Here is a 25,150-nt window from a genome sequence, read left to right as displayed (position 1 = left end):
CTAAAGCGTCATCAGGTAATTGAAAGCTGCAATGGATGCTGCACTGCACGGCAAGGCCTCGGGTTCCACATCACCAAAGACGATCTCAGTCGATCCCAAAAAACGTGGCAGAATGCCGTTCTCAATCGCCTGCCGCGTCGCCGTGCGAAAGATGCCGTTCTCAAAGCCCTCCATATCGGTGAAGACCACGGCCTTGGGATTATTCAGGTGTACCAGTGTTGCAATAGCGCTGCCCAGTGCTTTGCCTGCGGTGCGCAACATCTGGATCGCTGTGGCATTGCCCTGTACGGCAAGCGCCTCAAGTTCACGCATGCCGGCGACGGCAATGCCCTTGGCCTTCGCCTCCTGACGCAGCGCGAAGCCTCCAGCCACCGTATCCAGGCATCCGTTGCGACCGCACCGGCAGAGCAGTCCATCAGGATTGACGGTGATGTGGCCAATCTCGCCCGCGCTGCCGTCGTGTCCGCGATACAGCATGCCGTTCATGTAATGGGCCGAACCGATCGTGCTGCCGAGGACGATGCTTGAGAAGTTGTCGTACTCGCGTGCACGACCAAAGATCTTGTCGCCCATCGCAATTGCGTTCGCATCATTATCCGCCCACGCAGGCAGCCGCAGCGCCTTGCCCACCATGGACGCAACAGGCACATCGCGCCAGTCCAGACCAGCCGAGTAGCGGCAGATGCCTGCGTCCGCATCCACAATGCCGGCGACTGCGATCCCCACACCACGCACGCGTGTGCGTGCAATGCCTGCCTTGCGCAGGGCCTTCTGAAAACTATCGCGAACCACGTCCGGAATGTCCGCAGGTGTCAGGCACGGCGCGAAGCTTTCGCTGGCCAGAACTTCGCCGCGCAGATCCGTTATCGCCAACTGTGTCTGTTCTTCCCCAAGGCTCACCCCAACAAAGCAAGAGTGAGAAGCCTGCAGCGAGAGCTGTACCGCCGGCCTGCCACGCCGTTTGTCCATGGTGGCAGCTGGCGTCTCCAGCAGAAGTCCTTGTTTCAACAGGCCTTGCGTGACTTCCGTGATCGCGGCAGGACTCACCGACGCCCGCTCGCTGAGCTCCAGGCGCGATAGCTGATCGTTCTGCAGCAGTGCCGCGATAACCGCAGTTTTCGCGGAACGAAAAGACACCTTCAAGCGTTCTCCATCTGGTAGTCAGGGCGTCTTTAAGACAGTGGGATGAACTTCTTGTAAATCCTTGCTTGACCAGCCAAGGGTCCGTGGATATCATCCACCTACCAAAACATTGTTGACCGGATGTCCTGGAAATACTACAACAGCCGCACCAATCCTAGCTCTATTTCTTTCACGCGGTGAAATAAAGGGGGCAAGAGACATCGAAACACGATGCTCATGGTTGCGCCCCGTTGTTCGCACCCTGTATTGAGGAGAGCTGCATCTGCTTTCCACCGGTTCCTTTCCAGAACCCGCTGCCGTCCACGGCAAGCGGGGCAACGCTGCACAAGCACACGCGTACGGAACAAACATCACGCTGCACACACATTTTGGAGGCGGACAATGGAAGATCATTCGAAGCGCTGTAAGCCGCAAGGCAAGTTCCACACCGGTACCGGCCTGTCGCCGGTCCTGAAGAGTTCACTGCGCAATCTCGCATTTGCGAGCGCATTCACAGCCATGGCAACCACGTCCATGCTGGCGCAGAACACCACTGCTGACGTCGTGGGTACCGTAACGGATCCCACGGGTGCGGTCATTCCGAATGCCGTCGTGGTGCTGACAGACGTCAACACGCACGAGCAGCGCACACTCAAGTCCGGTTCGGGCGGTGAATTCACCTTCACCCTTCTGAAGCCCAGCACCTACTCGCTATCGGCCACGGCTCCAGGCTTCAAGGGCTTCCAGATCTCATCGTTCAACCTCTCCGCAGGTGATCGCGCTCGTGAAGATGCGCATCTCTCTGCCGGCTCGGAAGGTGAGACGGTCAACGTCGAGGCGACCACGCCGGCGCTGCGTACCGACTCCGCCGCAATGATCACGACCGTCACCGAGAAGGCAACGCAGGAACTGCCGCTGAACGGCCGTAACTTCATGAACCTCGTCCAGGTGACGCCCGGCGCAACAGAGGGTCTGAACAATGGCCTTGCTTCCGGTAACCGTCCTGACGATCGCCGTCAGACCTCGTCCGTGTCGGTGAACGGTCAGGCTGACATGATCAACAACCAGACGATCGACGGTATCGACAACAACGAGCGCGTCATCGGCTCCATCGGTGTCCGTCCTTCGGTCGATGCCATCCAGGAAGTCAGCGTTCAGACCAACGTCTTCACGGCGGAAGTAGGCCGCGCAGCCGGCGCCATCATCAACGTCATCACGAAGTCCGGTTCCAACCAGTTCCACGGTTCGGCGTATGAGTTCTTCCGTAACGACAAGCTGAATGCAAATCCGTTCAAGTTCGGCGCAAACATCCCGAAGCCGAAGTATCGCCAGAATCAGTTCGGCGGCAGCCTCGGCGGCCCCATCTTCCGGAACAAGACCTTCTTCTTCGCTGACTACGAAGGCCTGAACATCATCAAGAACCAGAACCCCACGACCACCACGGTTCCGACACTGGCACAGCGCGCGACAGTCGCTGCCAGCCCTGCTGGATCGTTCGACAGGATTGGCCTTCAGTACTTCAATCTGTACCCGCTGCCAACGAACAATCTCACCTCCGGTAACTACGTGGGTGCTCGTGCCGACTCGCAGTACAACAAGACGGGCGATGGTCGTCTCGATCACCACTTCGGCAACGGCGATCTGTTCTTCATGCGTTACACCTACAACGCAGTCGACACCAAGATCGGTACGCTCTTCCCGGCTGTGAACACGGCTGCGGCTGGCATCGTCGAGCCGGGTGGCAACCTTGCCAACTACCCCGGTCCGGCAGTCACGCGCGCACACCAGGCCCACCTGAACTACATCCACACCTTCACGCCCAATGTTCTGGTGGAATTGAAGGCTGGCTTCACGGTGCTGGATAACTCCCAGCTGCCACTGAACTACGGCAACGCGATTAACTCCAAGTTCGGACACCCGAACATTAACACCGACACGCGCAGCACGGAACTCTCCGCGATCACCGTGAACGAAGGAACTGCCTCCACGCTGGGCAACCGACCTCCGATCATCTATCACGAGAACACCTGGCAGTATGAGGGCATTCTTAACTACATCCACGGCAAACAGACGATCAAGATCGGTGCAGGTGTTATCCGTCGTCAGGACGCGACCACACAAACCGATACCGCCAACGGTAACTGGAGCTTCGCAACCTTTGCCACGCTGCTGTCGGGCGATTATCTGAGCGGTGGCCGTAACTCGATTCTGTACACGCCACGCAACCGCACCTGGGAACCCCATGGCTTCATCCAGGATGATTACCACTTGACGTCGAACCTCACAATCAACCTGGGCGTTCGTTACGACTTGTTCACGCCCTACACCGAAACGAACAACATCCTGTCTAACTTCGACATCAACGTCGGACGGATCGTTGTTGCGGGTACGACCGGTGTCGATAAGCACGGCAATGTTCGGACGGATTACAGCAACATCGCACCGCGCTTCGGCTTTGCCTACACACCGCTTGCGAAGACCGTTATTCGCGGTGGTTTTGGCCTGACCTTTGCTCCGGAAAACACGACCTCCGGGTCAGCACTGGTGAATCAGCCCTTCACGGCAACATGGGGCGCGTACACGCCAGCGCAAGCTGTCGCTCAGGCTACGACAATCGGCCTGGCTAACCCAGGCCAATATGCGAAGTTCGCGGGCGGCCTCCCCACTCCCGCACCGAACAGTGCCACCAACCCTAGCGGTAGCATCACGGCGGCGCTCGATCCGAACTTCCGTTCTACCTACATTGAGCAGTTCAACCTGACAGCAGAGCGTGAGTTCGCTGGCTTCGTTGGCACGCTCTCCTATGTCGGTGAACTCGGTCGGCACAACGGCTACTATCTCTCCGACTTCAACACGATCTCGGTTGCCAATGGCGCACGTTCATTCGTAACGCCAGGGGATACCACCACCAACACACCGGCAACGACCACGGACTTCAACACGCGCCGCAAGTTCGTCGCCACTGCGCCGAACGTCACCTCCATCCCGCTCTATCGCAGCACGGGCGCAAGCAGCTACCACGCATTCCAGGCCGTTTTGAAGCGCCGCTTCAGCAAGGGACTGGATCTGCAGGTCTCCTATAACCTGGCCCACCTGCTGGATAACTCGGAGTCCATCAGCAACAACGGTGGCAACGGCTATGGTTCCAACGTGGACCTGATCCCAACTCTGGAGTACGGCAACGGTAATCTCGACGTTCGTCACCGTGTAACGACAACGTTCAATTACCTGCTGCCATTCGGTGAAGCTTCGCATGGCATCAAGAGCTTCCTGATCAAGGGATGGCAGGCGAACGGGCTTGTGGTGTGGAACACCGGCATGCCCTTCTCCGTCACCAACAACGTGAATCGCAGCGGCACCCGTCCGACAGTGGGCAGTGGTGATCGTGCAAACATGATCGGCGACGGTAAGGTCGGTCATGCAACGATTGGTCGCTGGTTCGATACCAATGACTTCGCCTTCCAGCCCACCGGTACGGTTAGCAACCAGCACCGCAACCAGCTGTACGGACCTGGCCTTCAGCGCGTGGATCTGTCGCTGTTCAAGAACTTTGACATCTACGAGCGCGTAAAGCTTGAGTTCCGCACGGAAGCATTCAACGTGATGAACACAGCTCAGTTCGTCAACCCCAACTCCACGCTTCAGCTGCAAGCTTGTGGCGGCGCCACCAACGTGAACTGCAACGGCTATCCGGTCGCTGGCTTCACTCCGGTAAGCACCTTCGGCACCATCACCAGCACAGCCAACGCCTACAACCCGCGTCTCATTCAGTTCGCGGCAAGGTTGAAGTTCTAACCTTCACCTCAACCGTTGGGCGGCTCATTCGTGAGCCGCCCAACTTTTCTTTTGGAAGCATCCACCGCATCGCTCAGCACTACCGCACCGCAGGAGATCGTTATGCAGCGTCGCTCGTTCCTCAAGGCCGGTTCCATGGCTGTTCTTGCCACCGTTGCCACGCGGTCTTCGCTCGCAGCAGCAAAGGTGCCACGCATCGCCTACGGCGGTATCAGCATTGAGAGCAGCACCTACGGTCACATCCGGACACGCTACGACGAGTTCACCATCCTGCGCGGCAAAGAAGCAGATAACAGCCCTCGCTTCCTGCCTCTGAAGAAGCATTACCCCGATGTACCTTTCATGCCGACGCTGGTGGCCACTGCCGTTCCCGGCGGCCCCATCGCGCGCGATGCGTACGACAAGATCAAGGCAGAGTTTCTCGATCGCCTGAAGGCGCTTCTGCCTCTCGACGGTCTCTACCTGCCCATGCACGGTGCGATGTTTGTCGACGGCATGCAGGATGCCGAGGCCGACTGGTACGAAGCCGCGCGCAAACTCGTCGGACCCGACTGCATCATGTCCGCCAGCTACGACCTCCACGGCAACATCAGCAAACGCATCATCGACGCGCTGGACTGCCTCTCGGCCTACCGCACTGCGCCCCACATCGATCGCGACGAGACGATGCTGCGCGCCACGGACATGCTCGTCAACTGCATCCAGCAGAAGATTCGCCCGACGCTCCTGTGGGCCACCATCCCGGTGATGATGCCGGGCGAGCGCAGCAGCACTGGCTGGGAGCCGGCAAAGCATCTGTGGGCACAACTGCCCGCGTTGAACAAGACTCCCGGCGTCATGGACGTCTCCATGCTCGTCGGTTATGTCTGGGCGGATGAACCCCGAGGCGGCGCATCCGTCGTCGTCACCGGCACAAACCCCACAAACGAAGCGAAGGTTGCGAAGAACCTAGCGCAACAGTACTGGGACGCGCGCCGACAGTTCGCCTTTGGCGACGAAGTCTGTGACCTGGACGCATGCATTGTGAAAGCAATGAAGTCCCCGAAGCATCCGCTGGTCCTCGCGGACTCCGGCGACAACCCCACCGGCGGTGGCAACGGTGACCAGGCAACCGTGTTGGAAGCTCTCATCAAGGCAAACGCCAAGGATGTCGTCTTCGGCGGCATCGCCGACCGCCCCGCTACCGAGGCCTGTTACAAGGCCGGCGTCGGCGCGACCATCCCGCTTACCATCGGCGCCACCCTGGACCCCTATGCCAGCAAGCCGGTCAAGGTCACGGCAAAGGTGAAAGCATTACTCCAGAACGTGGATCCCGCAAAGCGCGAGGCCGCCGTGCAGATCGACGGCATCACGCTAATCCTCAGCGCCTACCGCCGTCCGTATCATGAGATCGTCGACTTCACGAAACTCGGCATCGACCCCAAGGCCGCGAAGATCGTCGTCGTAAAGTCCGGCTACCTGGAGCCACAGATCAAGCAGCTCGCAAACGGCAATAACATCATGGCTCTGACCGATGGCGCGATCCCCCAGGACATCGTCCATCTGCCGAAAAACAAGTACCGTCCACCGACTTTCCCCTTCGTGGATGATCTGACCTTTACACCAAAGGTCTACACTTCGATTCGCGCGCCACATCACGCGTAGCAACAAAGAAATAGGTTTCGAATGAAGATTGGTTTGATCGGTTACGGCTTCATGGGCGGCGCACATGCCGCTGCCATTGGGCAGATACCGGGTGTCACGTTAGCTGCAGTTGCATCAAGAACTCGTCCGTCCGAAGACGGTCCAGTGCGCGGCAATCTCGATCTCAAGGCAGGCCCCCTGCCTGACTCAGTGCATTGGACACCGGAATGGCAGGAGATCGTCGACGATCCAACGATCGACGCCATCGATATCTGCCTGCCAACGCACCTGCACAAGCAGGTGATCGAGCGTGCCTTTGCCAACGGCAAGCATGTCCTATGCGAAAAGCCCATGGCCCTCACCCCCGCCGATTGCGCAGAGCTTCTGGCCCTCGCTGAGAAGTCTGGCCGGACGTTCATGATCGCCCAGGTCCTGCGCTGGATGTTCCCGTATCAGTACGCGTTCGAGTTCGTACGCACCGTGGGCAGGGAAGACGTCACCGCCTGCACCCTACAGCGCAGCACAGGCTATCCGCAGTGGAGCCAATGGCTCGGCAAGCGAGAGGTCAGCGGCGGCGCCGTCCTCGATCTCCTCAGTCACGATCTCGATCAAGCGCTGCAGTGGTTCGGCAACCCCATGACCGTGAGCGCAATCTCCATCGGCGAAGTCGACACCATGCGTGCCTCCATGAACTACTCCGGTGGCCTGCATGTTGTGGTCGAGGGCGGATGGATGCAACCCGAAGTCGCCTTTTCTGCAAGCTTCACCATCGAGGCGAAGGACAGCAAGCTCACCTTCGCAGACGGCAAGTTGCATCTGACACGTAACGGCGAAACCCACGAAGTCGAGCAGCCCGAACAGGATGCCTACTTCGATGAAATCGCCTACTTTGTACAGTGCTGCCGCAAGGCAGAGCTACCCACAATGTGTCTGCCGGCTGAGTCGGCAAAGGCAGTGCAACTGGCGCTCCTGTTGGAGCAGTCCAGGGATGAGAACGGAAGGGAATTGTCATGGCAGTAGAAGCAATGGAGCTTGGACTTGTGTTCTGGGCAGAGAAAGATCCGGCAACACACCTGAATGAGTTGAAGGGCTTCGGCCTGAACGCATGCCAACTCGGCGTGCCGCCCGGCATGGACTGCAAGGCATCGGCAAGCGCGTGGAAGAAGGCAATCGCAGACGCAGGTGTCTTCTGCAGCAGCGCGGTCGCCTCATACGAAGGCGAGGACTACGCCAACCTCGCGCAGGTGCACAAGACAGTAGGCTTCACCGCACCGGGCTATGCAAAGGAACGCATCGCTCGCACGAAGCAGGTCTCTGCCTTCGCAAAGGAACTAGGCCTCACGGCGCTCTCCTGCCACATCGGATTTATCCCCGAAGACGCATCGTCACCCATCTACGACGAACTCATCGGCATCGCTCGAGAGCTGTGCGACGCGTGCGCAGCCAACGGACAGGACTTCGTACTCGAGACAGGCCAGGAGAGCGCAGCCGCACTGCTGCACTTCCTAAGCGACGTGCAGCGTCCGAACATCAAGGTAAACTTCGATCCCGCAAACATCATCCTCTACGGCCTCGACGATCCGTTGCAGGCGCTCGAGATGTTGCAGGAACACGTACTCTCCGTGCATTGCAAGGACGGCCGCTCACCCAAGGCCGCGGGCGAACTCGGTAACGAAGTTGCCCTCGGCGAAGGCGAAGTCGACTTCCCGGGCTTCTTAAAACTTCTCAAGAGAATGAACTATACGGGCCTGCTGACCATCGAGCGTGAGGAGCCAGATGCTGCAAAGCGGAAGGCGGACATCGAGCTCGGAGTGAAGCGGCTCCGCGAGTGGAAACAAGCACTCGCCTAAACGCGTGGTACCCAAATGAACGATCTGGCAAGGGAGAAACACATGAGTTCACGCACTGAGATGACGAACGGCCTCGACCGCCGTAACTTTCTTCGGGGAGCAGGTGGCGCAGTTGCAGCCACTCTGCTCGCCGGTACCGCGGCAGAAGCAGCAGCGCAGAACTTGCCGAAGGGCGGCACGCCTGAGCCCATCACGCACGCCGGTGTAAAGCGTGCACTCAGCGACCGCGAGAAGGTCGCCCGCATCGCGTCGAACAGCTATCCCATTCGCTGGATCTTCAAGAACCGTGGCAACGTCGGCGACAAGCCCACCGTCGACAAGATGCAGGCAAAGTACGGCAGCATCACCATGCTCGACTTTCCTGCCTTCACCAAGAAGACCTTCGAAGGCGTCACCAAGATGGATATGTGGTCCAGCCTCTTCGGTGACGCCAACGATGAAAGCCAGTATGTAAAGTCGACCATCTACGGGTACGACGGCAAGCCGCGCGACATCACAGAGTTTGATCCCTCCAAGCCGAACTCCCGCAAATGGCTCGAGCGCATGGCGGCAAAGCAGAAGGCGGAAGGTGTCTTCTGTCATCACATCTCCAACAACGCACCGCGCGACATCTGCGAACTGGATGAGACAAAGCGTCGTGCCGGCGTTGAAGTCGCCAAGAAGTGGCTCGACGGCGCTGCCATCATCGGTGCAAAGAGCATGCGTGTAAACAGCGGCGGCCCGCGCATTGCGCCGTGGCCGGAACCCAACGAGACCAGCTATCCCAAGAACCCCAAGATCGAGGAATACCTCACCAAGTGCATCGAGTCCTTCCAGGAGATGGCGGAATACGGAGCGAAACTCGGCGTGAAGGTCACCCTCGAAAACCACTGGGGCCTGACGGCAAACCCGATCAACATTAAGATCATCGTCGACGAAGTCAACAACCCGTACTGCGAAGCCTCGCCAGACTTCTGCAACTGGGAGCATAAGTACCTGCTGTACCACGCACTCGCAGACCTGGCTCCCTACGCACACACCACCTGCCACGCAAAGTTCTGGGATCGCTGGGAGAACCCGGACGTCCAGCGCAACGTCCGCATCATGCTCAACAGCGGCTACGAAGGTGTCTTCGCGCTCGAGTATGAAGACGGTCCGTGGGACGGCATCGAAGGCGCACAGTACCTCTACCGCGAGGTCATGGCAGCGCTCTAAGCACTTAGTCTCAAACAGGTCATGGGCAGGCTCATGCGAATTCTTCGCTGGCCTGCCCATTACTTTTGCTGCGTGCGCCCCGGTCGAACGGATCAGACTCTGGGCCCAAACACCAACGGCACCCGCTTCGTTGGCGGTGGCTCAGGGAACTGCATCGACACGCGGTTGCAGTCAGCACTCGACACTGTGTGCTCCAGGAACTTTAGGAATACAGGATTACCTTTGCGGCGCAACGTTCCCACGTTCAGCCATTCAGGCCGCGGCAGCAGAATCTGTAGGGTGCCCGGAAAGGACCAGGCCTCGCCGCCGAGATAGCAGACCGGGATAGCTCCCAATCTTCGCCGATCAAGCGGCTTCAGCCGCCGAGATAGCAGACCGGGATGGCTCTCAATCTTCGCCGATCAAGCGGCTTCAGCCGCCGAGATAGAAAGCCAAGTTCCAAAGCCACGGCTTCAGCCGCCGAGATAAAATCACAGCCTTCCAGCCCACGCGGCTTCAGCCGCCAGGATGACTCACAGCAACGGAAGCCGAATCCCGTCGCTCTGGACCCACTGCTTCAGGAGCCAAAGCCCCTCGCCGCAATCCGGTAGTCCATCCATCTCAAACAAAGCCAGAAATGCCAGATCGGTCACTGTCGCGCATTCCCCGCAAGGGGGCATTGCTGTATCGGCTCATCGACTGCGCCCGGAAAAGTCACCACGTATTTTCCTAACGACTGGCCACATCTCAGGATGTCGGGCCCGGTGTGCGTGCTTCTGCGCCCCGCGGTAGCGCGCTCCGGATACGCAGACTGTCTCTTACTAAGCGGCGGAACGCCGGTAAATCCCATCAGCAATCCGCAGGCATTTTCATCCTGCGGGTGACCAGCACCTGTGCGAAACTTCACGCAAAGTTTCCACAATGCATTATTCCCGACATAGTGACGATAATTTTCGACACAACAGAAACAAAATTGCTCTTTTTCTTCCAGGAACGTGCAACCATTTCTCTATATGTCTTGCGAGCTAGAACTGGGGCTGTGTCTCTTCCAGAAAACGAGGCAGACTCCGCGCATCGAGTACTGGCTCAACAAAATGCAGTCGCATGATCTGCAATTGTTCCAGCACAGCCTGCTTGCAGGCGCAATCGCGTCCGTCTTTGCCCGTTCGGTCTCTCTGTCGACAGGGGACGAGCTACTCCTCGTTACCGGCGCGCTTCTCCACGATGTCGGCAAGGTCTTGATCGATAGACTTATCCTTCAAAAAAATGGCCCCCTCACCTCTGCCGAGCGCATCGAACTGGAACGACATCCAGAGTTTGGGTATCGGCTACTCAAGGAAGATGGCTGGGACCCTGCAATACTGGAACTCGTTCACCTCCACCATGAGAGGCTGGACGGGTCAGGATATCCTCACAGATTTCACGCAGAGAAGATTGGCAGGCTTGTCCGAATGGTGACACTGTGTGACGTATTCTCCGCGCTGATTGAAGAACGAAGCTACAGACCCAGTCCCCGAAGACCGCTTGAAATCATGAGTGTCATGACATCAGAGCTCGACGGGCCGCTCTTCGGAGTCTTCGCGGAGGGCGTGGCAGAACTTGCATTTAGCGCACAACGATTTCTGAAGCTGGAAATGTCGGGAGCTCTCATTGCGAATTGATCGACACAGTTACACAAGTGCCTTCGCTCTGCTCCTCTGTATTGGCTGCAGTTCGCTCGCCGCGCAGGTATCACCGGCCAGGCCGGCTGAAAACACGAACAAGGCCGACGCAGCAGCACCGGCGGAGAAGGATCTGGACGCGTCAGGTGTCCTCACACTCGAACCGGGCGAACGCTTCCGGATCGCCGTGCCACTGCACCCAACCATCGCGATCAATCTAGGCGCGGCGCAGCTAGACATCACGCTGGCGCGTAAGGTAAAGAGCAAGCAACCGGAAGAAGATCTTCACCTGATCGCCACACTCGGCGTAGTGCAGGCGTCGATCAGCGCTGGGGAGAAGAGTGTCACGCTTCATGGCGTCGCGCCCGCATTCTCAATACAGCGAAACGGTGAATACCATCCGTCCGACTACAGCATTCACTTCGGCTCAGGAAACATCACCAACATCGGCACGCCCGATGAATCGTTCATCGACACGGAAGCTCTGACGAACAAGCTGCAGGCCCTTCACATCCATCTGAAGGCGGCTGCAGCAAAGTAAGTCAGGCGCGAGCCCTCCGACTCCTGCGTCGCAGCATCCCTTCGACATTGCGCGTAATCATATGAGTCGCAATCTTGTAGCGGCGCCAGCCGCCGGTCGGGAAGCGCACAATCGATTGCACCAGCAGTCGTGTCGCGCCTTTCTGGCGCATCTGCCGCAACAGGATCGCTGCATCTGCCTCCTGCGCACTGATCAGGCGCCTCCCCATCCAAAGCTTCTTCCAGAAGGAAAGATTCGGAACAATCTGCTCCCGGATCACACGCAGGTTTGCGGTCAGGATCGGGATCGGCCTGTGACTGTTGCTTTCCAGGTGGACGCGGTAACAGACAGTCGCATTCGGCAGCAGATGAAACCTGGCTCCAAAAGCGGTCAGCCGCAGCCAGAACTCCCAATCCTCGGCAAGGTCGTATCGTGACCGGAATCCACCCGCATCGTCAAAGATTGCTTTGCGGACACAGATCCCGCTCGGTGGAAAGGGGCAACGAGTCGGCAACACCCGCGACAGCTCCGCCGGTGTCGTCGGGGCGGAAGCGGGACGCGTTGTCCAGACACCGTCGGTGCAGGAAAGCACCAGCCGCGGCGCGTAAAACAGATCCGCCTTCACACCTGCCTGAATCGCCTGCGAGAACTGTTCCAGATGATCCGGTGATAGGACATCATCCTGATCCAGAAAGCAGATCCAGTCGGCCGTTGCCAAAGATGCCCCATGGTTTCTCGCGCTTGAAACGCCTCCGTTTGCCTGCAGAACATACCGCACGCCCGGCATCTTCTCCACGATGTCGCGCGACGGCATCGGCGATCCATCCTCGACCACAATGATTTCATCGGCCGTGCACACCTGGTCCAGGCAGCTCCGCAGCGTCTCTTCAAGATGCTTCCTGCCGTTATAGACAGGGATCACGATCGCTAGCGTTGCTGTGCGCACTCCACCGGTCTCGAACGACGTCATGTCTTCCTTCGCCTCAGGGCCTCAGACTACATCCTCTGTCATGCGTGCGGCACACGCGCTTCACGTCCAAGCGAAGGTATCGATAGCCTGAAACAGGGTCTCCACCACCGCGCCCACATCCATCGCCGTCATTCCATGCAGCAGCGGCAGGGACAGGACACGAGAGGCGATATCGTCACTGACTGGCAGCGGCGGGCACACGGACCGTTCCCGCAGGTAGACCTGCTGCGCAAGGTGCGGGCAGAAGTACGATCCGGTCATCACGCCCTGCTCCTGCAGCAGTGACATGATCTGCGACCGGAAGGGCGCCAGGTGCTGCGGCAGCAAAACGCTCTCGAAGGTTCTCGCCTGTCGCTTTCCACACGTGACCTGGCGTTCCACACGGCCCTGTAATTCCGTCGCGTACCGCCGCGAGATCGCCTCACGCTCCAGCATTAGCTCTGGGAATGCCTGCAACTGCAGCGAAGCCGTCAGCGCAGCAACCTCGGACATCTTTGCGTTCAGGCCGGGCATGGTGGCGGTGCGGCGCTCTCCAAAACCGAACGAGGCCATCGTGCGCAGCCGCTCAATGGTGCTCGCCTGCGAGCAATACAGCAGTCCGCCTTCGCCCGTCGCAAAGCTCTTGGTCGCATGCATTGAGAACACGATGGGAAAGGAAGACCCCTTGCCAAATGCCTCGCCACGGCAGTTGAGCGAGCCAAGGGAAGCAGCCGCATCGACCACGATCGGAATGCCCGTGCTCTCTGAGATCGCTTCGTAATGCTCCAGGCTCAGGTTGTTGCCAAACGTCGCATTCGGCACAATGACAGCAATCTCTCCCGCGTATTCCTGAAGCAACGACATCTCACTCTCGCGGGAGGGCAGCCACGTTCCCGGCTCGATATCGCAGTACAGCGGAGTCAGACCGCACCACAGTGCAGCCTGCGCGGCCGCGGCGAAGGTGAACGACGGCATCAGTGCGTAGCGCTTTGCGGGCGATGCCTCGCCGATCGCATTCTTTATCGCCAGCATCAGTGCCAGCGTAGCGTTGCAAGCCGTCAGGCAATGACCTTCGCCATCGAAGAGAGAAGACACAATCTGTTGCTCAAAGCGTGTGTTCACCGGACCGAAGTTGGAATAGGTCCCTGACTCCTCGATCGCCTGCAACTCGGTCAGGTGCCGGCTGAGAGTAGGGACGTACGGACGCATCAGCGGCAAAGTCGTCGCAGTCGTCCGCTTCAGAACCTCTTCCACCACCCGCAGCCCAAGCGTGTTCTGCCATAGCCAGAGGCTGTTCACCTGGCCGCGATAGTTGGCCTCGCCACCAAGCGCATGGCTCGCCGCTGGTCCCACGGCAAGGCCCATCGCCGTGAGCCCGGCCAATGGCTTCTTGTCCACGTTCAGCACCCGGCAACGCTGATCCACCGTTGCCCAGTCGCCTGAGACAGGCTCGTGCAGCGGGATCTGCATGCCATCGCCATCCAGCACGGAACACATGCGCGGACGGTATCCCATCGCCGCAATGATCAGGTCCGCTCGCTCAAGAGCCTCTTCCGCCGTCGCTCTTTCGCTCTTCAATGCGATCAGCTTCAGCCGTGGGTCAGGCGTGCGCCCCGGCAGTCCAAGTGCACCGCGGAACAGGTCCTTCGCTTCAAATCGAAAGCCCGACAACCGAAAGACGCGACCGCTGATGTGACAGACGTCCTCTGGCTCAAAGTCGGAGTAGCCATCGGCGATTGCATCCTCAGCCGACGCATAAAACAGCCGCAGGGGACTGCGATGCAGCAATGCGACGCTCCCAGCCTGCAGTGGAACGGCATCCTGCCGCAGAAGCTGCACGGCCGCCGCTCCCGCGCTCGTCGAGCCGCCGACGATCACGATCTGCGGACTCTCCGCTTCGCGTAGCCGCTCCCGCACCTCTTCCATGCCACGCGGCGAAAACAACACGCCCGACTGCATCAGCTTGTCCGAAAAGCGAGGCGACAGAGGCGCATCGCCTACCGGCTCGGTATACAGACGATCGGCAGGCTGATGAGCTCCGGTAGCCATATGGACGGAACGGCACCGGAACACCTGCTCGCGGCCAGTCTGCAAGTCGCGCACGCAGACCTTCCACAAGCGGTCGCCGCTCTGCTGGACGGAAACGACCTCGTGCTCCAGCAGGACAGCGCTCCCCGGAGACCGCGCAACCAACGAGCAAAGCCGCTGCGAAGCGACAGACAGGAACTCCGCCGCCATTCGGAGCGGTACCGTCTGCCCGCGCAGCTCAGCCAGCGCCCTGGCCGTCGGATCTTCCAGCAGTTCGCGCAACTCCGGCTCGGCAGACTTTTCGACCGCATCCAGAAACGCTTCGGCGGGGCTGTCCGATGGGATCGTGTACCCATCCAGCCGTCCTGCACCAATGGCAGACGCCTTTTCAACGATCAGAACTCCGCCCAACAGCAGTTCGGCGAGTCTCCCGTACCGTGCGGCGGCAAAGAGAGGTGCAAGACCTCCAGGTCCAGCACCGACTATGCCAAGCTGAAAGGAAAAACTCTTGCTCATATTGGAAACAGTTTTCCCTGTTTGCGCAAATTTAAGAAATCATATCCGAAAACACTTTTACGATCGGTTGCGTGTCCGTTCAATCGCTGATGATACTGATAGCCTTTGCGGTGGACGCAAAAGCTCTTCCAGCTCATCAAAAACCCCGCTGAGTCGGAACCCGATCGAAGTGCCGGAGATCATCATTTGATCATCCCGAACCTGAAACAGACCTGCAGACGTAGCCCGCCATGCCGCACGATAAGCTGGATCCAGCAACCAGATATGCTTGACGCCCATACTCTCATACAGATCCGCACGCGACTGGACCAGCGCCAGCGGCTCTTCCGACATGACGTCAATGCAAATCATAGGCGGAGAACGCACAACGCGCTCCAGTGGGGCATCCGGTCCAAGGATGCAGATATCGCAAATGGTGCTCTCTTTTGGCGAGATCACAATACGTTGACGGCAGAGCGTCGTAAGGCCCCACTGACGCCGGTTCGCGTGGAAATGCGCCGCAAGTATCGTCCGCAGGCCGGCCTGAGCTCGCTCGAATGGATCCGCCTGTAAACGCTCGGCAGAATACATCTGGGTTTCAGGATTAGCGGAGTTTGAGTTCCCATTCATACAACCATTCAGTATGCAGCTAACTGGCCAATTGGCTGTCAAAATGCAAGATAAGGGCGAGGCCAGTATGCGATTCAGTAAAGACCATATCTACCGAGGATTCGGCGTTGCATCGCTCGCCCTGTTGACGCTTGCCGCAACAGCGCAGTGGGCAAAGCCCGACATCCCCGCCTACCACGCCAATCCATCACGCAGCCCTATGCCGAAACTCTTTGCAGACGCCGAGCGTAATGGCGTCTACTTCTCGCGTCCCTACCAGACCGCCAGCTACAAGATGGCCGACGCCATTCCCGAAGTCCTCTATCAGATGCCCTGCTACTGCCGTTGTGATCGCGCCATGGGGCACAAAAGCCTTCACTCGTGCTTTGAGGGCTCCCACGCCGCCGTATGCACCACCTGTATGTCTGAGGCGGCATACGCCTACCAGCAGCATCGCGCAGGCAAGACCATTGCACAGATCCGTTCCGGCATTGAACGTGGCGATTGGCAGGAAGTGGATCTCGCTGCCGTGAATGACGAGATGCTCGAGCCACTCCAACCTTAGTTACATCGAGCTGACCCTCTCGTGTCATGAGAAGAAGACACGGGTCTGCATGAATATGGTTCCAGGGTGTCCGTTCCCAGGCAGGTCTGACATTTATCAACTGATCTTTGGCTCCGGCCCCCAAATTGAGATGCGGGTGTTGTTTATCTTCGCCGCGATCCTGCTGCTAAGCGGCAGCTTGTGGCTGCTCGCCGTTCGACTCAGTAGTTCGTCCCTGCGCGGCCTCGGATGGCTCTCCGGCGCTGCCGCGCTCAGCGGTGGTGGCCTCTTTCTCAGTGCCTGCTATGGCCCGCTGCCGCTCATTCTCTCCGTCGTACTTGCGGGCGAACTCAAACTGCTCTCAAACGTTCTCATCGAGCTATCGCTCATCGAACTGCTCGAAAACGAAGCCCGCATACCAAAGTTCAACCTGGCCATCGTCGCGCTCAGCATGCTGGCGCTGCCCTTTGTCACTTACGAACATGCCGACTACCGCCTGAGGGCGACCTTCCTTAGCGCCATGATGTTGGCGCAGATCAGCCGCAATGCGTGGCTCCTCTGGAGTCTCAAGAAGCTGCACCTGCGTCATGTCCTGCGATTCACCCTGGTCGGCATGTTTCTGTCTGCCGTCTTTCAGGCGGTCAAGATCGTCATCATGGTGCACTACTGGGTGCCGCGCAGCCCGCTCACCGGCAACTGGTATGACAACATCTCGCTCTTCTGCTATCTGCTGTGTTCTCTCTGGGTGATCTCCGGCTTCTTCTGGCTTACGACGTTGCAGCTCACATCGAAGCTGGAGAACATGGCCGGCACCGATCCGCTCACACGCCTCGCCAACCGCCGCGTCTTCCGCGAATGGATGCAACGGGAGCATCTTCGAAGCCTCCGTACCGGCGTTCCGTTTTCGTTGCTGATCGTCGATCTCGACCACTTCAAACGGGTGAATGACACCATGGGGCATAACGCCGGGGATGAAGTCATCCGCGTCTGCGTTGAGCGCATGCAGGACTCCGTCCGAGGCATCGACGTCCTTGGCCGCTGGGGCGGGGAAGAGTTCGTCGCACTTCTTCCGCGCGCCACGGTCGACGCCGCGGAACTCGTCGCGGAACGCATCCGCAGGAACATCGAGGAACCCATCAAGTTGAAGGTGCGTGGCGAAGAGAAGCTTTGCCGCATCACAGTCAGCCTGGGCATCACAAGCTATCGCGGTGGAGAAGATACCATCGAGGACATGTTCGACCGTGCTGATCGCGCGCTCTACGCAGCGAAAGAAGCTGGACGTAACTGCATCCTGACCGCAGCCTGATACAAGAGAGCATGACATCACAGCGAAAGATGAACTGGATCGGCCTCGGCGTCATCGCTGCCGTCCTCCTGTTGGTCTACGTGCTCCTCCAGCCGAAATCTGTCACACGCACCACCACCCCCACAGGTTCCGTGCAGTACACAGCCGCTGCAGGCGGCCCGATGTTTGGCTCCTGCCCTGTGCTTCCTGCCGACAACGTCTGGAACACCCGCATCGACAAACTACCAAGGGCACCACTGTCGCAGTCCTACATCGACAGCATCGGCCCACTGCACAGCGTGCATCCGGACTTCGGCACCTCAGACATCAGCGGCATCCCTGTCACGCCGATCCCCGCAGGCACCGTGGGCCAGACCGTCACCTTCGACTACGCGGAAGAGAGTGACAATGTGCCCTATCCCATTCCCGCAGATCCGCGCATTGAAGGCGGCCTGCAGGGTATGGGTGACCGCCACATACTTCTTGTCGATGAGAGCCGCTGTGTCCTCTATGAAATCTTCGCGGCGCAGCGAAAGGGGGATGGATGGAAGGCAGGCTCCGGCATCGTCGTTGATATGACCAGCAACGCCCTGCGTCCCGAGCACAAGACCTCTGCGGACGCTGCAGGCTTGCCCATCCTGCCCGGCCTTGTGCGTTACGACGAACTATCCACTGGCGAGATACGCCACGCCATCCGCTTCACCCTGCCGCAGACGCAGGCAGCCTACGTCTGGCCCGCACGCCACGTTGCTTCGAAGCTTGTCTCAACCAACTACGCGCCACTCGGTCAGCGATTCCGTCTACGCTCCAGCTTCGATGTACAGCGGCTGCCGCCGCAGGCGCGCGTCATCGCTACGGCGCTCAAGCAATACGGCATGATCCTAGCCGACAACGGTGGCGCGCTCTATCTCAGCGGCGTCCCCGACTCACGCTGGAGCGACGACGATCTGCATAAGCTCTCGCAGATCAAGGCTGAAGACTTCGAAGCAGTCGATGAGTCAGCATTGCGCCTGCTCCCAGACTCCGGCCGCGTCAATCCTGGCGGCTTCACCCGCTAGGACGACAACGATCGCCGAAGATGGACCAGCGAAGCAGCAAACCGCTCTGGATGCCACAGCGGCGATGGCCACGTTTGCAGGGACGCGGCCAGAAACTTCCGCTCCACCGCCGTCTGCCCGGCGTGCCGTGCCGTCATCGCAGCCTTGTACTGCTGGTAGCTCATGATCCTGCGACGCCACAGCGAACGCTTCCACCCGTGTTTGTCTGCCAGCAGAACGCGATCCAGCATCCGCAGGAAATCCTGGTACATGTGCTCGGCATTTGAGCTAAGCCCACCCAGCGACTCACGGTAAACCGTCAGCGCCTCCGGAACCTCGCAAAACGTTCCCAGCTTACGCAGTCGAAACCAAAGGTCCCAATCTTCGCAGCCACGCTGTATCTCGTTGAAGCCGCCGACCTGCAACAAGGTCTCGCGACGTAGCATCACGGCAGACGGTGGTATCCCAACATTCGTAAGCGACAGCATGGCATCAACGTGTGCCAGCGCCGGCGGCGGCACCGGCACTCGCGATCCGTCCAGCTTCAGGGCCAGCAGGCCCGTATAGCAAAACACAGCGTCAGGATTCGCAGCCAGTGCGTCCAGTTGTTTTTGCACCTTCTCCGGAACCCACATGTCGTCGGCATCCAGAAACGCAATCCATTCGCCACGCGCCTGGCTCACTGCCAGGTTCCGCGCGCGCGCTGGCCCGCCCTGTTTCTGTTCCAGCAAACGTACCGGAGATCCAAACGACTCAACGATGCGCTTGGTGCCATCTGTGGAGCCATCATCAACGACAAGCACTTCCTCAACTGGGTGCGTCTGCGAAAGAACGCTGCGCAGGCAATCCTCCAGGTAAGGCTCTGCGTTGTAAGCCGGTATCACGACGCTGACGCCCAAAGATGCTCCCTCCATGCCCCGGACGCGGCATTCTGCCGTACCGCACGTAAATGGTATCGTGATCCGGTATTTGGTTTTGAGCTTCCGAACAATGGGAACGACAGGAGCAAGATGTCACGTGTGTTGATTACGGGTGGGGCCGGATTCATCGGTTCGCATCTGGTCCATCGCTTTGTAGAAGAGGGTGCGCAGGTTCGAGCATTCGACAATCTCAGCTCAGGCAACATGGAAAACCTCGCAGCTGTGCGCGACCGCATTGAGTTCATCCAGGGTGACGTGCAGGATGCAGAAGCAACGGCAGCAGCCTGCCGCGATGTAGACTACGTCTTCCACGAAGGAGCCATACCATCGGTCCCGAAGTCGGTAGCGGATCCCTTGGGCACAGACAGCCCAAACCTGCGCGGCACCCTTCAAATGCTGGAGTCCGCACGCAAAGCAGGCGTCAAGCGTTTCATCTTCGCCGCATCCTCCGCCGCATATGGCAACAATCCCGTGCTCCCCAAGCGCGAAGATATGATCCCGGAGCCGGTCTCGCCCTACGCCGTGCAGAAGGTCGCCAGCGAGCTCTACATGGGTAGCTATGCGCAGGTCTTCGGTCTTCAGACAGTTGCACTGCGGTACTTCAATATCTTCGGCGTGCGGCAGGATCCGACCAGCCAGTACTCGGGTGTCCTCGCTCGCTTCATCTCGCTCATGGCGAAGAACGAATGCCCAACCATCTTTGGCGATGGTGAGACCAGTCGCGACTTCACTCACGTCGACAACGTCGTGCAGGCGAACCTGCTCGCAGCCAGCGCTCCGGCCCATGTCTCAGGCCGCGTCTACAACGTTGCCACGGGGCACCGCGTGACTCTGAATCATGCCTTCGCAACCATCGGCCGCATCATGGGCTTCGAGGGCAAACCACAGTACCAGCCCGAGCGCGAAGGCGACATCCGCCACTCCGTGGCGGACATCGCACGCGCGCAGGACGAACTGGGCTATCGCGTCACCGTAAGCTTTGAGGATGGTCTCGGAAAGATGCTCCGCAAGGGCTAAGTAGCCCTGCGGTGCGACTTCTGGCGAAGACCTAGCACTTCGAAGTGACGTAAGTGGGACTTCGAAGCGTAGATCAGCAGGTTGTTGCCGGTCGGATCGGTCGGCGTGATCCAGATGCCCTTCGAAATGACGTAGGAGCAGGCATTCTGGATCATGCCTTCCAGGACCTCGCCATCTAGGAACGTCAACCGCACCCAGAGAAACTGTGCGGGAGTCGTCGAATCGTGAAAGCGCAGATCCGCATGATCGACCCTGCCATCAAAATCCTTCACGAAGAAAATTCCCTTCGCGTCCTGCAGGGAAACTTCCAGGGCATCGCCGTTCTCAGCGAGTTGAACTGTCACCACGTCGGGCTCTTCCGAAGCAGCACGCAGGCTCTGGAGTGAATCTTCTGCTAGATAACCTTTGACAGGTCCGTCAGGTAACTTAATTACGATCTTGTTAGGCTCTGCCATTACTTCGTTGCACCAAGGTTGTAGTTCTTGATCTTATACAACAGCGCCTTATAGCTGATCTGCAGATTCTTCGCCGCTGCCTTCCGGTTCCAGCGATTCGCTTCAAGAGCTTCCAGTATGGCCATCGCCTCCGCATCACCCTTCAGACTCTTCACCAGGCTCTTCAGGCCTTCGCCGGGAGTATGCGTTGTACGTGGCACCTCAACGACAGGTGCAGCAACCTCAACCACTTGGGGCAGTGCATGGACGTGCGGCACCGAAGCGATCGGCTGCAACTCAGACAGGATGGAAGCCTCGTCGCCGAGGATCAGGTAGCGAGAAACAATGTTTTCTAACTCACGCAGATTGCCCGGCCACGAATACTCCGTCATCGCCTGCTTCATGCGCTCCGTGAACGGCAGCGTGGCACGGCTGTACTTCGCAGCAGCCCGCCGCATGAAGTAGTCGGACAGCAACTGGATCTCTTCTCTACGCTCGCGCAGCGGCGGCAGCGTCAGTGAGAAGCCATTCAGGCGGTAATACAGATCTTCGCGGAAGCTCTTCTCTGCAATCGATTGTTTGATATTGATGTTGGTCGCTGCGATGACACGAACATCCACCTTCTGCGGTGTCTTGCCACCCAGCCGTGTGAACGTGCCGTCCTGCAGCACATGCAGCAACTTAGCCTGCAGGGATGCAGGCATCTCACCAATCTCATCCAGAAAGATCGTGCCGCCATTGCAGATCTCGAACTTGCCGGGCTTGGCCTTCGCTGCGCCGGTAAACGCGCCCTGCTCGTAGCCAAACAGTTCGCTCTCCAACAAGTCCGCAGGCATGGCCGCGCAGTTCACCTTCAGAAAGGTCTGCTTGCTGCGTAGGGAACTCTTATGAAGGAAGAGCGCCAGCACTTCTTTACCAGTACCGCTCTCTCCAAGCACGAGCACCGGGATATCCGAGCCACCGATAACCATGGCCTGCTGTTCAAGCGCACGCATTGCAGGACTTGAGCGGACAAAGTAGCGGTCGTCGCCCAGGGCGATCTCAACGTCTTTCTGCTGCGACATCAGGTACGGCGTCTCCGGACCGGCCGGACGCAGATGCTTCTCGATCACCTGCTGAAGATCTTCCTGGTCAAACGGCTTCAGAACCACCGCGCGAACGCCCATCGTCATCATCAGGCGCATCTCGTGTGCATCGGGAGTACATGCGAGCACAAGCACCGGCACCGATCCGGCCTGGCCCATCACCTGCTGCAGCATGGGCAGAGAACGGTGCGAACTATCCCAGGAGAACATCAGCATGTCCGGCTTGCGGTCCGACGTCAATTCTCGCCACAGGGAAGTTTTTTCCGAGAAAAGATGCAAATTGTAGGCGTCGCCAAGCGTTTCGCGAATGTACTCCAGCAACAGAACGTTGGGATCAAACACAACGATCTGAGCGAGTACGGGTGACCGTCGGGTCTGCGGGAGCAGTGCGGATGTGGACAAGGTAACTCCGGGGAAGAGAAGTGGTAAATGGATCGCTACGGGCGGCGTCGAGTGTTCACAAAGTACCGCCTAATTCTTAGATATTCAATACCTGCAATGCGTTGCACAAAAGAGCCTGTTCACCGCCTCGAAAGGTCAATGCTCAAAAATCCCTGACAGATGCATCGAAGGGGGCAAATAATCACCAAAAGGGTAACTTTTTACCCTAAGTCGGCAAAATGGGAAGTCAGGTAGCACTAATCATCCTAGTCTAATGCGCAAATTGGCGGTTTGTGACGCCGTCTTTGCACTTCAGCGCGAATGGCTGTTCATGTGCACAACAGTTTTTAGGCAGTAACGATGACACTATTGAATCCCGCAAAGCGGCCATTTCTTTCGCCCTCGTCTACGTTCGCGAGCTCATTTTTCGGCAGGACCCTGCACATGCAGCAGATCCGGCGGAATCTTGAGCTTTTGGCGCAGACAGACCTCCCCGTGCTGCTCGAGGGAGAGTGCGGGACGGGAAAAGATGTAGTGGCAGAGCTGCTTCATCTCCAGTCCCGCAACCCGGGCCGTCTTGCCAAGCTCAGCTGTGTCTCACCGGAAGAAATTACCTCCGTGCTCGATAGCCTCCTCGACGGTCTCCTCGAAGGCGACGCGGTAGAGTCCGAACTCGCAACGCTCCTTCGCGAGGGGGGCACCCTCCTGCTCGATGGCATCCACGAACTCGACCTTCCGTCCCAGTCCAAGCTCCTGATCGTCCTCAAGCAGTACGACACGGGCTCTGTCGGTGGCACATTTGTCCGCGTCATCTCAACCACCACGGTCGATCTGCAGGGCCTGATCGATGCCGGAAAGTTCCGCATCGACCTCCTCTACCGCATCAACGCCGTCAAGGTGATGTTGCCGCCCCTGCGCGAACGTTCCGAAGATATCCTGGGCCTCGTCGAGTTCTTCCTGGAAAAGCACTCCCGTGAAGCCATGCGTTCCCGGCCGCTGCTGTCCCAGGACGTGTTGCAGATGATGGAGGGCTACTACTGGCCCGGCAACATCCGGCAGATGGATAACCTGCTCCGCAACTTCGTCATCATGGGCTCGGAAGAGGTCATCACCCGCGAACTCATGGACTCCAGAAATGGTGTCACACGCAATTGGGCCCTCGATGAAGTGGACGTCAGCCACCCCGTCGCACTCAAAGAGATCACCCGGCAGGTCACCCAGGACCTGGAACGCCAGATCATCCTCAAAGTGCTGCAGGCAAACGGCTGGAACCGCCAGAAGACCGCCAAGTGGCTCAGCATCAGCTACCGGTCGCTGCTCTACAAGCTCAGCGACTTCGGTGCGGCCCAGGACAACCAGTCCAAGGTCCACACCATACCTTCGAGCGCACTGCGCGCTGCAAACTACTGAATCGATTCATTTCCCTCAGGAATTGGAATCGGCAGCCCTCGCCAGCACCTCGTATAGGTCGTCGCTGACGTCCTGCCAGCTCCGGTGATGCTTGTCCGCAAGCGAATCCGCATTCCATCGCCGCGACAGCACCTCGTCCAAAGCCCGGCTTAACTCCTCTACATTCTTAGGCTTAACCAGCTTACCGCTCGCCTCATCCATCAACTCCGGAATCCCGCCAACATCCGTTGCAACCACCGGCCGCCCAGAGCAAAGACTCTCCAGAATCACATTAGGACACCCTTCCTTATAAGAAGGAAGCGTAAGCAAATCCGAGGCAGCAATCCATGTCGCCACACGCTCCGTAGCGCACGACGGCACAAACGTGATGTGTGACTCCATGCCACACCGCGCAACGCAATCGTTCAGAACGGTGCGGTCCGATCCCTCACCCACGATGTAGCAATGCACCTTCGGACGACGCTGACGCAGCAGAGCCACCGCTTCGACCAGCTCGATCAGGCCCTTTCGCAGGTCCAGTCGGCCAACGTACAGCACGATCTCCTGTTGCAGGGGAACATCCAGCATCCCGCGTGCAGCAATGCGATCCCGTGGCCGGAACTTCTTTGTGTCACATCCGTTCAGGATTGCGACACTACGATCCGCGCGAGCGCCCAGCATCAGCGCAGTCCGCAGCAGATCGCGGCTTACCGTCACCACGCCCGCAGCATGGCGCAGAGCATACCGCGTCATGCGTCGAACGACAGAACCGCTGATCCGGTTCAGGTCCGACCCAATCGCAGTCAGCACCGCAGGCACACCAATGTGCCTGCCGACACGAACCGCCGCAAAGCCGGCAGGGTACACGATGTAGCTCAGGATCACATCCGGCTGATAGGCGGCGACACTCCTCCGTATTGCACGTGCAGCAAGCCATCCATTCAAAGGCCGCGATATAACCGGCATCGCCCAGAAAGGGAGGTAGTGCGTCTTGATCCCCGGCGGCTCATACGTTCGGTCCATCGACGAGTAGGTGCGGCTGCGCGGCGTCAGCATCTTCGGGTACACCGACTCGGGATAGAAGACCTCAATCTCGCAGCGATGAGCCAACTCCAGCAACGTCTGGTAGGCAGAGTGCCCAGCCCAGGGCTGTACAGATGTAGGGAAGTAGTCCGTGATCACCGCGACTCGCAGCTTCCGCCGCGTCGATTCCTTCATGCCTAGGTTTTCCTC

20 protein-coding genes are annotated in these 25,150 nt (G+C 58.9%); 12 read left to right on the top strand and 8 right to left on the bottom strand.

The features are described from left to right. Complete coding sequence (locus TERRO_RS14035; protein ID WP_245536095.1) at window positions 1-1,137, bottom strand: ROK family protein; 1,137 nt, start codon at window positions 1,135-1,137, stop codon at window positions 1-3. Window positions 1,138-1,524: 387 nt separating this feature from the next. On the opposite strand from TERRO_RS14035, the gene TERRO_RS14030 reads away from it, so the two are divergent. The 7 genes from TERRO_RS14030 (at window position 1,525) to TERRO_RS13995 (ending at window position 11,765) form a co-directional block, all read left to right on the top strand. Continuing rightward, window positions 1,525-4,917, top strand: a complete 3,393-nt coding sequence (locus TERRO_RS14030) for a TonB-dependent receptor (protein WP_014786349.1) — start codon at window positions 1,525-1,527, stop codon at window positions 4,915-4,917. A gap of 102 nt (window positions 4,918-5,019) precedes the next feature. Next, a complete protein-coding gene (locus tag TERRO_RS14025) occupies window positions 5,020-6,561 on the top strand; it encodes a M81 family metallopeptidase (protein ID WP_014786348.1) in 1,542 nt (513 codons plus the stop codon). Window positions 6,562-6,582: 21 nt separating this feature from the next. Next, window positions 6,583-7,560 carry a Gfo/Idh/MocA family protein gene (locus TERRO_RS22160; protein WP_014786347.1) on the top strand — a complete coding sequence of 326 codons (978 nt, stop codon included), beginning with the start codon at window positions 6,583-6,585 and terminating at the stop codon, window positions 7,558-7,560. Beyond that, complete coding sequence (locus TERRO_RS14015) at window positions 7,551-8,390, top strand: sugar phosphate isomerase/epimerase family protein (RefSeq protein WP_014786346.1); 840 nt, start codon at window positions 7,551-7,553, stop codon at window positions 8,388-8,390. Before TERRO_RS22160 ends, TERRO_RS14015 begins: the two co-directional genes overlap by 10 nt. Before the next feature lie 42 nt (window positions 8,391-8,432). Then, window positions 8,433-9,584 carry a sugar phosphate isomerase/epimerase family protein gene (locus TERRO_RS14010; RefSeq protein ID WP_014786345.1) on the top strand — a complete coding sequence of 384 codons (1,152 nt, stop codon included), beginning with the start codon at window positions 8,433-8,435 and terminating at the stop codon, window positions 9,582-9,584. 1,094 nt (window positions 9,585-10,678) lie between these two features. Next, the gene (locus TERRO_RS14000; protein WP_169315307.1) at window positions 10,679-11,224 is read left to right on the top strand and encodes an HD-GYP domain-containing protein; all 546 of its coding nucleotides are present in this window, start codon (window positions 10,679-10,681) and stop codon (window positions 11,222-11,224) included. Next, on the top strand, window positions 11,214-11,765 hold the full coding sequence (locus TERRO_RS13995) for a hypothetical protein (protein ID WP_014786344.1): 552 nt from the start codon (window positions 11,214-11,216) through the stop codon (window positions 11,763-11,765). Before TERRO_RS14000 ends, TERRO_RS13995 begins: the two co-directional genes overlap by 11 nt. A gap of 1 nt (window position 11,766) precedes the next feature. Here TERRO_RS13995 and TERRO_RS13990 read toward each other — a convergent pair whose 3' ends face one another. Genes TERRO_RS13990 through TERRO_RS13975 form a run of 3 tightly spaced genes read right to left on the bottom strand, consistent with a single transcriptional unit; the run spans window position 11,767 to window position 15,846 of the window. Continuing rightward, window positions 11,767-12,714, bottom strand: a complete 948-nt coding sequence (locus tag TERRO_RS13990) for a glycosyltransferase family 2 protein (protein ID WP_014786343.1) — start codon at window positions 12,712-12,714, stop codon at window positions 11,767-11,769. 60 nt (window positions 12,715-12,774) lie between these two features. Beyond that, window positions 12,775-15,237, bottom strand: coding sequence for a DegT/DnrJ/EryC1/StrS family aminotransferase (locus tag TERRO_RS22155; RefSeq protein ID WP_014786342.1), 2,463 nt, complete (start codon window positions 15,235-15,237; stop codon window positions 12,775-12,777). 57 nt (window positions 15,238-15,294) lie between these two features. Next, complete coding sequence (locus tag TERRO_RS13975) at window positions 15,295-15,846, bottom strand: hypothetical protein (RefSeq protein WP_014786341.1); 552 nt, start codon at window positions 15,844-15,846, stop codon at window positions 15,295-15,297. A gap of 67 nt (window positions 15,847-15,913) precedes the next feature. Here TERRO_RS13975 and TERRO_RS13970 point away from each other — a divergent pair, with 67 nt between their 5' ends. Genes TERRO_RS13970 through TERRO_RS13960 form a run of 3 tightly spaced genes read left to right on the top strand, consistent with a single transcriptional unit; the run spans window position 15,914 to window position 18,712 of the window. Continuing rightward, window positions 15,914-16,390 carry a CYCXC family (seleno)protein gene (locus tag TERRO_RS13970; RefSeq protein ID WP_014786340.1) on the top strand — a complete coding sequence of 159 codons (477 nt, stop codon included), beginning with the start codon at window positions 15,914-15,916 and terminating at the stop codon, window positions 16,388-16,390. A gap of 49 nt (window positions 16,391-16,439) precedes the next feature. Then, window positions 16,440-17,675 (top strand): GGDEF domain-containing protein, encoded by a 1,236-nt coding sequence (locus tag TERRO_RS13965; RefSeq protein ID WP_157178352.1) that lies wholly within the window; start codon window positions 16,440-16,442, stop codon window positions 17,673-17,675. Window positions 17,676-17,686: 11 nt separating this feature from the next. Then, window positions 17,687-18,712: a hypothetical protein gene (locus TERRO_RS13960; protein WP_217164352.1), complete on the top strand. Its 1,026-nt coding sequence runs from the start codon at window positions 17,687-17,689 to the stop codon at window positions 18,710-18,712. Here the strand turns inward: TERRO_RS13960 and TERRO_RS13955 are convergent. Continuing rightward, entirely contained in the window at window positions 18,709-19,590 is an 882-nt protein-coding gene (locus TERRO_RS13955) for a glycosyltransferase family 2 protein (protein ID WP_014786337.1), read from the bottom strand. The two genes, TERRO_RS13960 and TERRO_RS13955, sit on opposite strands and share 4 nt — an antisense overlap. 111 nt (window positions 19,591-19,701) lie before the next feature. Between TERRO_RS13955 and TERRO_RS13950 the strand changes: the two genes are divergently transcribed. Next, a complete protein-coding gene (locus TERRO_RS13950; protein WP_014786336.1) occupies window positions 19,702-20,628 on the top strand; it encodes an SDR family oxidoreductase in 927 nt (308 codons plus the stop codon). Here the strand turns inward: TERRO_RS13950 and TERRO_RS13945 are convergent. Together TERRO_RS13945 and TERRO_RS13940 are read right to left on the bottom strand one after the other, a co-directional pair. Beyond that, the gene (locus TERRO_RS13945; protein ID WP_014786335.1) at window positions 20,625-21,083 is read right to left on the bottom strand and encodes a DUF6982 domain-containing protein; all 459 of its coding nucleotides are present in this window, start codon (window positions 21,081-21,083) and stop codon (window positions 20,625-20,627) included. The genes TERRO_RS13950 and TERRO_RS13945 overlap by 4 nt on opposite strands. Then, on the bottom strand, window positions 21,083-22,549 hold the full coding sequence (locus tag TERRO_RS13940; protein ID WP_014786334.1) for a sigma-54 dependent transcriptional regulator: 1,467 nt from the start codon (window positions 22,547-22,549) through the stop codon (window positions 21,083-21,085). The genes TERRO_RS13945 and TERRO_RS13940 overlap by 1 nt, the downstream gene beginning before the upstream one ends. A gap of 339 nt (window positions 22,550-22,888) precedes the next feature. On the opposite strand from TERRO_RS13940, the gene TERRO_RS13935 reads away from it, so the two are divergent. Then, complete coding sequence (locus TERRO_RS13935) at window positions 22,889-23,938, top strand: sigma-54-dependent transcriptional regulator (RefSeq protein ID WP_014786333.1); 1,050 nt, start codon at window positions 22,889-22,891, stop codon at window positions 23,936-23,938. Window positions 23,939-23,953: 15 nt separating this feature from the next. On the opposite strand, the gene TERRO_RS13930 is transcribed toward TERRO_RS13935, so the two are convergent. Then, entirely contained in the window at window positions 23,954-25,135 is a 1,182-nt protein-coding gene (locus TERRO_RS13930) for a glycosyltransferase (protein WP_014786332.1), read from the bottom strand. Between the last annotated feature and the right edge of the window lie 15 nt (window positions 25,136-25,150).

Source organism: Terriglobus roseus DSM 18391, from assembly GCF_000265425.1.
Classification (GTDB): domain Bacteria; phylum Acidobacteriota; class Terriglobia; order Terriglobales; family Acidobacteriaceae; genus Terriglobus; species Terriglobus roseus.
The sequence above is the reverse complement of the archived record's forward strand: the minus strand, read 5'-3'. Positions and strand labels throughout refer to the sequence as shown.